Genomic DNA, 11,042 nt, shown 5'->3' with positions numbered 1-11,042 from the left:
CGCGATAGCGGTGTATCAGTTAACAACGATGTTGACTGATACACCGCTATCGCGAGCAGGCTCACTCCTACAGGGGTATTGGGTTAGTTCACGACTTCCAGGGCGGTTTGCTGATTGCTACCGAACGTCAGGTACTCAACCAGCTCCGCCAGCGGCAACGGCTTGCTGATCAGATACCCCTGCACCTGATCGCAGCCAAACCCGCGCAACAGATCCAGTTGCTCCGGCGTTTCCACGCCTTCGGCGACCACTTCAAGATTGAGGTTGTGCGCCAGATTGATCATCGCGTGGACCAATTTGCGATTCTCTTCGCGCTGTTCCATGCCGCCGACAAAGCTCTTGTCGATCTTCAACAAGGTAATCGGCAGGCTGTTGAGGTGCACGAACGAAGAGAACCCGGTGCCGAAGTCGTCGAGGGAGAAGCGCACACCCAGACGCCCCAACGCATCCATGGTCTGCTTCACCAGATCGCTGCGGCGCATCACCGCGGTTTCGGTCAATTCGAACTCCAGCCATTGCGCCTCGACGCCGCGCTCGGCAATCAGCCGGCTCAGTGTCGAGAGTAACTGGCTGTCCTGAAACTGCCGGAACGACAGGTTGATCGCCATGTGCAACGCCGGCAAACCCCGTTCGCGCAACGCTTGCATGTCGCGCAAGGCCCGGGAAATTACCCAGTAACCCAGCGGCACAATCAAGCCGCTTTGCTCGGCCAGCGGCACGAATTCGCTCGGTGGCAGCAAGCCGCGCTCGCCATGACGCCAGCGCACCAGGGCTTCGAGGCCGACGATCTGCCCGTCCTCAAGGTTCAGGCGAGGCTGGTAATGCAGTTCCAGCTCATCCCGGCGCAACGCCCGGCGCAGCTCGCTTTCGAGGTCGGCCATGCTGCGGGCATTGCGATTGATGCGTTCGTTGAAGATGTGAAAGGTACAGCCTTGAGTGCTTTTGGCCTGTTGCATGGCGATGTGTGCGTGCCACATCAGCGGGTCGGCGCCGGCCTGGGCCCGGGCGTGGGCGATGCCGAGGCTGGAGCCGATCAACAGGCTTTCGCCGTCGACCCAGTAAGGCTCGGCCAGCGCTTCGGTGATCCGTTCGGCCATCCATTCGGCGCGCTGAGGCGCGCGACGGGTGTCGATCAGCAGGGCGAACTCATCGCTGCCCAGTCGGGCCAACTGATCGCTGGCCTCAAGCTGGCTTTTCAGCCGCGCGACCACTTGCAGGATCAGCCGGTCACCGGCCTGGTGGCCGAGGGCGTCGTTGGCGTGGCGGAAGTTGTCGAGGTCGAGGTGACCGAGGGCCAGGCCGCGACCGTCGTTTTCCGCCAGGCGTGCCGCCAGCAAGGTCTGGAAACCCTGGCGGTTGGCGATGCCGGTCAGCGGGTCTTGCTCGGCCAGGCGCTGCAGGGTGTTTTCCAGCAGGCCACGTTCGCGCACATGCCGCAGGCACCGGCGCAACATGCCGGGATCGAGCAAATCGCGCACCAGCCAGTCACTCACACCATCGGGCGGCAACAGCGGCTCATGTTCGAGTAGCAATACCGTCGGCAGGCTGCAACGGCCAGGTAAAGGTTGAAGCGCTGGAATCGTCAACAACACCGCGTTGCGGTTGTCATCGAACAGACTGCTGACTGACTCCCAGCCCGGAGCGCTGATGAGCACGGTCGAGCTCCCCATCGGAGCCAGACACTCGCGCAACAACGCTGCCCACGCTGGCTCTTCGGCCAGTAGCAGCAAACGCAAGGGTTCGACAGGCGTAGACAAGCTAGCTCCCTAGACTCTGCAAAGATGTAGGCGGCGGGCATTATGCAGCGCCGGTAACCAATGACCAAATGACCCCGGTTATCAAACGCGGCTTTGTATCTTGAATAACGAACAATAGACGCACATTCAACGCGCATCCTGCGTGAAAGTATCAAAACCGGCAAATATAGATAGCGTGCTGCGTCACAAGTCGGAGAGAGCAGCACAATTCGCTGAGCCTGTTAAAATGCCGGCCCATTTCGCAAACGACTTCCTGATTTCGTATGTCCCGACTCAATCCCCGGCAGCAAGAAGCCGTGAACTACGTCGGCGGCCCTCTTTTGGTGCTCGCCGGTGCAGGCTCCGGCAAGACCAGCGTGATCACCCGCAAGATCGCTCACTTGATCCAGAATTGCGGCATCCGCGCCCAGTACATCGTCGCCATGACCTTTACCAACAAGGCTGCGCGCGAAATGAAGGAACGGGTCGGCACCTTGCTCAAGGGCGGCGAAGGCCGCGGCCTGACGGTCTGCACCTTCCACAATCTGGGCCTGAACATCATCCGCAAGGAACACGTGCGGCTGGGCTACAAGCCGGGGTTCTCGATCTTCGACGAGACCGATGTCAAAGCCTTGATGACCGACATCATGCAGAAGGAATACTCGGGCGACGACGGCGTCGACGAGATCAAGAACATGATCGGCTCGTGGAAAAACGACCTGATCCTGCCGCCCGAAGCCCTGGAAAACGCGCGCAACCCCAAGGAACAGACCGCCGCCATCGTCTACACCCACTATCAGCGCACGCTCAAGGCGTTCAACGCGGTGGACTTCGACGACCTGATCCTGCTGCCGGTGAAGCTGTTCCAGGAACACGCCGACATCCTCGAAAAATGGCAGAACAAAGTCCGCTACCTGCTGGTGGACGAATACCAGGACACCAACGCCAGCCAGTATTTGCTGGTGAAGTTACTGATCGGCATACGCAACCAGTTCACAGTGGTCGGCGACGATGACCAGTCGATCTACGCCTGGCGCGGCGCCCGACCGGAAAACCTGATGTTGCTCAAGGACGATTATCCGTCCCTGAAAGTGGTGATGCTGGAGCAAAACTACCGCTCCACCAGCCGCATTTTGCGCTGTGCCAACGTGCTGATCTCGAACAACCCGCACGAATTCGAAAAGCAGTTGTGGAGCGAGATGGGCCACGGCGACGAGATTCGCGTAATCCGTTGCCGCAACGAAGACGCCGAAGCCGAGCGTGTGGCCGTGGAATTGCTGACCCTGCACTTGCGCACGGACCGGCCTTACAGTGATTTCGCGATCCTGTACCGCGGTAATTACCAGGCCAAGCTGATCGAGCTGAAGCTGCAACACCACCAGATTCCGTATCGCCTGTCCGGCGGCAACAGCTTTTTCGGACGTCAGGAAGTGAAAGACCTGATGGCCTACTTCCGCCTGATCGTGAACCCGGACGACGACAACGCTTTTCTGCGGGTGATCAACGTCCCACGCCGGGAGATCGGTTCGACCACCCTGGAAAAGCTGGGCAACTACGCCACCGAACGCAAAATCTCGATGTACGCCGCCACCGACGAAATCGGTCTGGGCGAGCATCTGGACACGCGCTTCACCGATCGCCTGTCGCGCTTCAAGCGCTTCATGGACAAGGTCCGCGAGCAATGCGCCGGCGAAGACCCGATCTCGGCGCTGCGCAGCATGGTCATGGACATCGACTACGAGAACTGGCTGCGCACCAACAGCTCCAGCGACAAAGCCGCCGATTACCGCATGGGTAACGTCTGGTTCCTGATCGAGGCGTTGAAGAACACCCTCGAAAAAGACGAAGAAGGCGAGATGACCGTCGAAGACGCCATCGGCAAACTCGTCTTGCGCGACATGCTGGAACGTCAGCAGGAAGAGGAAGACGGCGCCGAAGGTGTGCAGATGATGACCCTGCACGCCTCCAAGGGTCTGGAATTCCCTTACGTGTTCATCATGGGCATGGAAGAGGAAATCCTTCCGCACCGCTCCAGCATCGAAGCCGACACCATCGAAGAAGAACGCCGTCTGGCCTACGTCGGAATTACCCGAGCGCGTCAGACGCTGGCCTTCACCTTCGCCGCCAAGCGTAAGCAATACGGCGAGATCATCGATTGCGCGCCGAGCCGCTTCCTCGATGAGCTGCCACCGGACGACCTGGCCTGGGAAGGCACCGACGACACACCCGTTGAAGTCAAAGCCGTTCGCGGCAATACCGCATTGGCGGACATACGCGCGATGTTAAAGCGCTAAAATCGACTACTTTTTAACCAGCCTTAGGCGCATAGCCGTCCTTAGAGGAAAGCTTCATGGAAGCACTGCACAAGAAAATTCGCGAAGAAGGCATCGTGCTTTCCGACCAAGTCCTGAAAGTCGACGCCTTTCTGAACCACCAGATCGACCCGGCCCTGATGAAGCTGATCGGCGACGAATTCGCCTCGCTGTTCAAGGATTCGGGCATCACCAAGATCGTCACCATCGAAGCCTCGGGCATCGCGCCGGCAATCATGACCGGTCTGAACCTTGGCGTGCCGGTGATTTTTGCGCGCAAGCATCAATCCCTGACCCTGACCGAAAACCTGCTGTCGGCGACCGTTTACTCGTTCACCAAGCAGACCGAAAGCACCGTGGCGATCTCCCCGCGCCACCTGACCAGCAGCGACCGCGTGCTGATCATTGATGACTTTTTGGCCAACGGTAAGGCGTCGCAAGCGCTGATCTCGATCATCAAACAGGCCGGCGCGACGGTTGCTGGTTTGGGTATCGTGATCGAGAAGTCGTTCCAGGGCGGCCGTGCGGAACTGGATGCCCAGGGTTATCGCGTTGAATCCCTGGCCCGCGTTCAGTCGCTGGCTGGCGGCGTCGTGACCTTCATCGAATAAGCCCTCTGCATCACCGAACCTGTGGGAGCGGGCTTGCCCGCGATGAGGTCATAACATTCAACATTGATGTTGGCTGTTCCACCGCCATCGCGGGCAAGCCCGCTCCCACAGTTTTTTGTGGTGACTGTTACTGCGCAGTGGCCTTCAGGCCGGTCAGCAATAACCGCTGAAACAAATCCTCCTTCAGCCCTTCCGGTTTCGTCAGCTGCATCCTTTCCAGATGCACCGCAAATTCCGAAGCCGCTGGCGCATCCAGCGCTGCCTTGCCCAGTTCCAGAATTTCCGTGAGCTTGAACTTGCTCTTCAGCCAGTTCAGCGCCCGCAACAGATCCTTCTCCTCAGCGGTGAAATCACAGCCCAACGGATATTCCGGGAACAACTGCGGATGCCGCGCCTGAATGGCCTGCAAGCGCTGCGGGCTGTTGTCAGCAAAGCGTGGATCAAGGCGGAAATTCTTCGGCAACTTGCCGACTGCCTGCGCCTGTTCGATCAACCCCGGCTGGAAACGTGAGTCGCTGATGTTCAGCAACGCCTCGATCACCGCCGCATCGGTCTTGCCCCGCAGGTCGGCGATGCCGTACTCGGTGACCACAATGTCTCGCAGGTGTCGCGGGATCGTGCAATGGCCGTACTCCCAGACGATGTTCGAACTGACCTCACCGCCCGATTCGCGCCAACTGCGCAGCAGCAACACCGAGCGCGCCCCTTCCAGTGCATGGCCTTGCGCAACGAAGTTGTACTGCCCGCCGACACCGCTGAGTACTCGCCCGTCTTCGAGCTGATCGGCGACGCCGGCACCCAGCAGGGTCATGGTGAACACGGTGTTGATGAAACGCGCATCGAGGCGCTGCAGGCGTTTGAGTTCTTCCTGGCCGAAAAGCTCGTTGATGTAGCTGATACGGGTCATGTTGAATTCGAGCCGCTTGCTCTGCGGCAACTCGCGCAGGCGTTCATAGAAACTGCGCGGCCCAAGGAAGAAACCGCCATGCACCGAAATGCCGTCAGTCTGCGCGGCTTCATCCAGCGTGCCGGCATTCGCCTGTTGCTGGGTCGGTACATCGGGGTAGACCTTGCGCCGCACGATCCCGGCGTCAGCCAGCACCAGCAAGCCGTTGACGAACATTTCGCTGCAACCGTAAAGGCCCTTGGCGAAAGGCTCGACGCCGCCTTCGCGGTCGATGAGTTGCGCCCACTGACTGAGATTCACCTCCGCCAGCAACGCCTTGTAACCGTCATTGTCGGCCTGCCGCGCCAGCAACGCAGCGGTCAGGGCATCACCCATGGCGCCGATGCCGATCTGCAAGGTGCCGCCGTCGCGCACCAACGTGCTGGCGTGCAGCCCAATGAAGTGATCCTGAAACCCCACCGGCATGTTCGGCGTGGAGAACAGCGTGGTGCTGTCCTTCTTGTCGATCAGCAGGTCGAACGTGTCGATAGCGATTTCGGCATCGCCCGGCATGTACGGCAAATCGTTGTGCACCTGGCCCACCAACAGGATTGTCTCCCCCGCCGCCCGACGCTTGGCGATCATGGGGAACAGGTCGAGGGTGATGTCCGGGTTGCAGCTCAGGCTCAGGCGGTCGGGGTGCTCACTGTGGCTGGCGACCAATTGCGCCACCAGGTTCAACCCGGCGGCGTTGATGTCCCGAGCGGCGTGGCTGTAATTGCTGCTCACGTAATCCTGCTGGGCCTGGGCGCTGTGGAGCAGGCTGCCGGGCTGCATGAAGAATTGCTGAATATGAATGTTGGGCGGCAGGCTGTCACGATGCAGGTCGGCGAGGAAGTCCAGTTCAGGATAATCGCCAAAAACCCGCTCGATGAAGGGTTCGAGAAAGCGCTTTTGCAAACCGTCGCCCAAGGGAGGACGGCCCAGGCACAGGGCTGTGTAGATCGTCAGCTGCCGCTCGGGCAATTGCGCGATGCGTTGGAACAGCGCGTTGACGAAGTGGTTGGGTTTGCCCAGACCGAGGGGCAGGCCCATGTGGATATGCGCCGGCAACCGTGCCAAGACATCATCGACCGCTTGCTCGATAGAACACAGCTGCACCATCTGATCCTCCCTTACATTCCGTGAATTGGGGTTGGACCGAGCTTGCCGGGTCTTTGCTGCAATGAACAGCCTCGGGCGTAAATCGCAGCTACAAAAAAGCCGCTCGAAAGCGGCTTTTTGATGAAGATGAAGGCTTATTTCAGGCCGGACATCTTCTGGATGGCGCCCTTGAGGTCGGCATCAGAGCAATCGGCGCAGGTGCCTTTTGGAGGCATTGCATTGATGCCGGAGATGGCTTTCGCCAGCAGACCATCGAGGCCGCCTTCTTTCTTGGCGCGCTCGCCCCACGCTGCGGCATCACCGATTTTCGGCGCGCCCAACAGGCCAGTGCTGTGGCAAGCGTTGCAATGTTTTGCAATCACTGAGTCAGGGGTCTTGGCATCTCCACCACCCGCAGAAGCAGCAACTTCCATCCCCTTGCACTCTTTACCCTGAACGCAAACCTGGCCGACTGGCTCAAGGCGTTTGGCAATATCGTCGTTGGTCGCAGCTTGTGCGCTGACTGCCCAAAGGGCCAATACGGTTGCTGGTACGGCCAGCATTTTCATAATTAGATTCACGCGTTCACCCTCAATGGTGGCTAGTCACGCCCACGGCCACGGTTCGCAGGCGGGCGCAAGTATAACGATAAGCCCGCCACACTGAAACAACCCTAAAGTCGGAGGGGTCTTATACGTGGCGGAAAAACGACTCGGGCCCCTGCGCAATGCTTGCCGGACGCCTCTTTCTTAGAAATTCGCTGGAGTAGCTGCGCTGATTAGTCGCGCTGGCGCATCGAACGGATTACGGAAACGGTGCGGTTTTGTACTTTCAAAGTAGTAGCTGTCGCCTGCTTCGAGCACAAAAGTTTCAAGCCCTACCACCAGTTCGAGTCGACCTTCGAGCAAAATCCCGGTTTCCTCGCCCTCATGGGTGAGCATCTCTTCGCCGGTGTCGGCGCCTGGCGGGTAGATTTCGTTAAGGAACGCGATGGCCCGGCTTGGGTGAGCCCTGCCGACCAGCTTCATGGTCACTGCACCATCGGAAATATCGATCAGCTCGTTGGCTTTGTAGACGATCTGAGTCGGTTTTTCCTGCAGGATCTCTTCGGAAAAGAACTCGACCATGGACATGGGAATCCCGCCCAGTACCTTCCTCAGCGAACTGATCGAGGGGCTGACGCTGTTCTTCTCGATCATCGAAATGGTGCTGTTGGTGACGCCCGCGCGTTTGGCGAGTTCACGCTGGGAAAGTCCTTTGAGCTTACGGATCGATTGCAGTCGTTCACCGACGTCCAATGCTGGAGCCTCCGGGATTCAGGTTGTTGGAATATGAGCGTTATCATGGCGACAGCGTTCAGTATTTACAACACTTGGGCCTGAATCCTGTTCGGTGAAGCGACTTTCGGTCGGGGCGCTTTAACCTAAGCCCCGGAATAGAGCATTGGCACCCGGCGCAGGTTGCAGAAGATCTGGTAGGGAATCGTGCCCGCGGCGGCCGCTACGTCACTGGCGAGGATATTTTTGCCCCACAACTCGACGGTCGAACCGAGGCCGGCTTGCGGCACATCGGTCAGGTCGATGCAGAGCATGTCCATCGACACCCGGCCAATCAACTGGCTGCGCTGCCCGGCAACCAGCACCGGCGTACCGGTCGGTGCCTGACGCGGGTAGCCGTCGGCATAACCCATGGCCACCACGCCCACGCGCATCGGTTTCTGGGTGATGAATTTGGCGCCGTAGCCGATCGGTTCGCCGGCCGGCAGTTCACGCACGCAAATCACTTTCGATTCGAGCGTCATCACCGGTTGCAGGCGCGATGCCACGGCGTTGGCTTCTTCAAACGGAGTCGCGCCGTAGAGCATGATGCCCGGGCGAACCCAGTCACTTGGAATCTGCGGCCAACCGAGTACTGCCGGCGAATTGCGCAGGCTGATCTCGGCCGACAAGCCCTGACGCGCCGCTTCGAACACCGCGACTTGCTCGATACTGGCCTGACTGTGCAGCTCATCGGCCCGGGCGAAGTGGCTCATCAGAACAATCTTCGCCACCTTGCCGCTGGCCAACAGCCGTTGATAGCCCGCCTGATAATCCTTTGGATGCAAGCCCACCCGATGCATGCCCGAATCGAGCTTGAGCCAGACCGTGATCGGCTTGCTCAGTGCCGCGTTCTCGATGGCTTCGAGCTGCCACAGCGAATGCACCACGCACCAGAAGTCATGCTCGACAATCAGCGACAGTTCATCGGCCTCGAAAAAACCTTCCAGCAACAACACCGGCGCACGAATGCCCGCGGCTCGCAGCTCCAACGCTTCTTCGATACAGGCTACGGCGAAACCGTCTGCTTCGGCTTCCAGCGCCTGGGCGCAACGCACCGCGCCATGGCCGTAGGCATCGGCCTTGATCACCGCGAGGGCCTTGGCCCCCGTGACTTCACGGGCGATTTGGTAGTTGTGACGCAGGGCTTGAAGGTCGATCAGGGCACGGGCTGGACGCATGGCGGCAGACTTCTAGGCGGTCATGGGAAGAAAAACCGGTGCTGGCTGACGGCATACACCACCACTAGCACCGGGAGAGGGATTTTTCAGACGGGTTATGGCAGAGCGGCGACAACCGACAGCTCAACCAGGATTTCCGGCTCGCACAACTTCGATTCAACGGTGGCACGGGCCGGTGCGACGCCTTTTGGCAGCCACTTGTCCCAGACCGCGTTCATGCCTTCGAAGTGTGCATCAATGTCTTTCAAGTAAATCGTTACCGACAGCAAACGGCTCTTGTCGGTCCCGGCCAGATCCAGCAAACGCTCGATGTTGGCAAGCGTTTCACGGGTCTGCTGTTCAATCCCGGCGTTCATATCGTCGCCGACCTGCCCTGCCAGATACACGGTACCGCTGTGGACTACGATCTGGCTCATGCGCTCATTGGTGAGCTGGCGCTGGATTGACATGTTTTGCAGACTCCTGAAGTTTTTTTCCATAACGGGAAATATCGAGGCCTTCGGCGCTGATCTGCGGCGTTTTCTTCGCCATCAAATCGGCCAGCAAGCGACCGGAACCGCACGCCATGGTCCAACCAAGCGTGCCGTGACCCGTGTTCAAAAACAGATTGCTGAACGGCGTAGCACCCACGATCGGCGTACCGTCCGGGGTGGTCGGACGCAGGCCGGTCCAGAAACTCGCCTGGGCCAGGTCGCCGCCCTGAGGATAGAGGTCGTTGACGATCATCTCCAGGGTTTCGCGCCGACGCGGATTCAGCGACAGGTCAAAACCGGCAATTTCAGCCATGCCACCGACGCGGATGCGGTTGTCGAAACGGGTGATCGCGACCTTGTAGGTCTCGTCGAGAATAGTCGAAGTCGGGGCCATCGCCGGGTTGGTGATCGGCACAGTCAAGGAATAACCCTTGAGCGGATACACCGGCGCCTTGATCCCCAGCGGCTTGAGCAGTTGCGGCGAGTAGCTGCCCAGGGCCAGCACGTAGCGATCAGCAGTTTCCAGCTTGCCGTCGATCCATACGCCGTTGATGCGGTCACCGGCGTAATCGAGGCGCTGAATGTCCTGGTCGAAGCGGAATTCCACACCCAGTTTGGTCGCCATTTCGACCAGGCGGGTGGTGAACATCTGGCAGTCGCCCGTCTGGTCATTCGGCAGGCGCAGGGCACCGGCGAGGATGTCGGTGACGCTGGCCAGCGCCGGCTCAACGCGGGCAATGCCGGCGCGGTCGAGCAGTTCGAATGGCACGCCAGATTCTTTCAGCACGGCGATGTCTTTCCAGGCGCCGTCGAGTTGGGCCTGGGTGCGGAACAGTTGGGTAGTGCCGAGGCTGCGGCCTTCGTAGGCAATGCCGGTTTCGGCGCGCAATTCATCGAGGCAGTCACGGCTGTACTCGGACAGGCGGACCATGCGCTCCTTGTTCACCGCATAACGGCTGGCGGTGCAGTTGCGCAGCATTTGCGCCATCCACAAGTATTGGTCGATGTCGGCGGTGGCCTTGATCGCCAGCGGTGCGTGGCGCTGCAACAGCCACTTGATGGCCTTGAGCGGAACGCCCGGCGCAGCCCACGGCGAGGCATAACCCGGCGAAACCTGCCCGGCGTTGGCGAAGCTGGTCTCCATGGCAGCGGCCGGCTGACGGTCCACCACCACCACTTCAAACCCGGCACGCGCCAGGTAGTAAGCACTGGTGGTACCGATGACGCCGCTACCCAAGACCATAACGCGCATTTTCATATCCCTCATCGCGGCTTGCCGCTGACGTTTGCAGTTGTCGAGCATTGATGTGCGCAGTGTAAAAAAGATCAGGCAGTGCTTTTCACTATATAAGTGCCTATATTTGGCGAGAATTCTCGGCAAAAA

At 59.6% G+C, this 11,042-nt stretch carries 9 protein-coding genes; 2 read left to right on the top strand and 7 right to left on the bottom strand.

Annotation, left to right across the window (positions count from 1 at the left end):
- Positions 1-83 precede the first annotated feature (83 nt).
- A complete protein-coding gene (locus tag AC3WP4_RS07980; RefSeq protein ID WP_102614560.1) occupies positions 84-1,757 on the bottom strand; it encodes a putative bifunctional diguanylate cyclase/phosphodiesterase in 1,674 nt (557 codons plus the stop codon).
- Between the two features lie 263 nt (positions 1,758-2,020).
- Between AC3WP4_RS07980 and rep the strand changes: the two genes are divergently transcribed.
- Both rep and AC3WP4_RS07970 read left to right on the top strand, forming a co-directional pair.
- On the top strand, positions 2,021-4,030 hold the full coding sequence (gene rep / locus AC3WP4_RS07975; RefSeq protein ID WP_056738697.1) for a DNA helicase Rep: 2,010 nt from the start codon (positions 2,021-2,023) through the stop codon (positions 4,028-4,030).
- A 56-nt stretch (positions 4,031-4,086) separates the two neighbouring features.
- Positions 4,087-4,659: a xanthine phosphoribosyltransferase gene (locus AC3WP4_RS07970; protein WP_008150200.1), complete on the top strand. Its 573-nt coding sequence runs from the start codon at positions 4,087-4,089 to the stop codon at positions 4,657-4,659.
- A 127-nt stretch (positions 4,660-4,786) separates the two neighbouring features.
- Here AC3WP4_RS07970 and AC3WP4_RS07965 read toward each other — a convergent pair whose 3' ends face one another.
- The 6 genes from AC3WP4_RS07965 to dadA all read right to left on the bottom strand — a co-directional run bounded on the left by AC3WP4_RS07965 (position 4,787) and on the right by dadA (position 10,910).
- Entirely contained in the window at positions 4,787-6,709 is a 1,923-nt protein-coding gene (locus AC3WP4_RS07965) for an acetyl-CoA hydrolase/transferase C-terminal domain-containing protein (RefSeq protein WP_102614559.1), read from the bottom strand.
- Positions 6,710-6,843: 134 nt separating this feature from the next.
- Positions 6,844-7,269, bottom strand: a complete 426-nt coding sequence (locus AC3WP4_RS07960; RefSeq protein ID WP_074871930.1) for a c-type cytochrome — start codon at positions 7,267-7,269, stop codon at positions 6,844-6,846.
- Between the two features lie 168 nt (positions 7,270-7,437).
- Positions 7,438-7,986, bottom strand: a complete 549-nt coding sequence (locus AC3WP4_RS07955) for a cupin domain-containing protein (RefSeq protein ID WP_064680419.1) — start codon at positions 7,984-7,986, stop codon at positions 7,438-7,440.
- Positions 7,987-8,111: 125 nt separating this feature from the next.
- Positions 8,112-9,185, bottom strand: coding sequence for an alanine racemase (alr, locus tag AC3WP4_RS07950; RefSeq protein ID WP_102614558.1), 1,074 nt, complete (start codon positions 9,183-9,185; stop codon positions 8,112-8,114).
- A 95-nt stretch (positions 9,186-9,280) separates the two neighbouring features.
- Positions 9,281-9,634, bottom strand: coding sequence for a RidA family protein (locus AC3WP4_RS07945; RefSeq protein ID WP_008150191.1), 354 nt, complete (start codon positions 9,632-9,634; stop codon positions 9,281-9,283).
- Positions 9,606-10,910 carry a D-amino acid dehydrogenase gene (gene dadA / locus AC3WP4_RS07940; protein ID WP_074880408.1) on the bottom strand — a complete coding sequence of 435 codons (1,305 nt, stop codon included), beginning with the start codon at positions 10,908-10,910 and terminating at the stop codon, positions 9,606-9,608. Before dadA ends, AC3WP4_RS07945 begins: the two co-directional genes overlap by 29 nt.
- Between the last annotated feature and the right edge of the window lie 132 nt (positions 10,911-11,042).

Source organism: Pseudomonas sp. FW305-20, from assembly GCF_058788075.1.
This window is presented reverse-complemented; position numbering and strand designations above follow the sequence as displayed.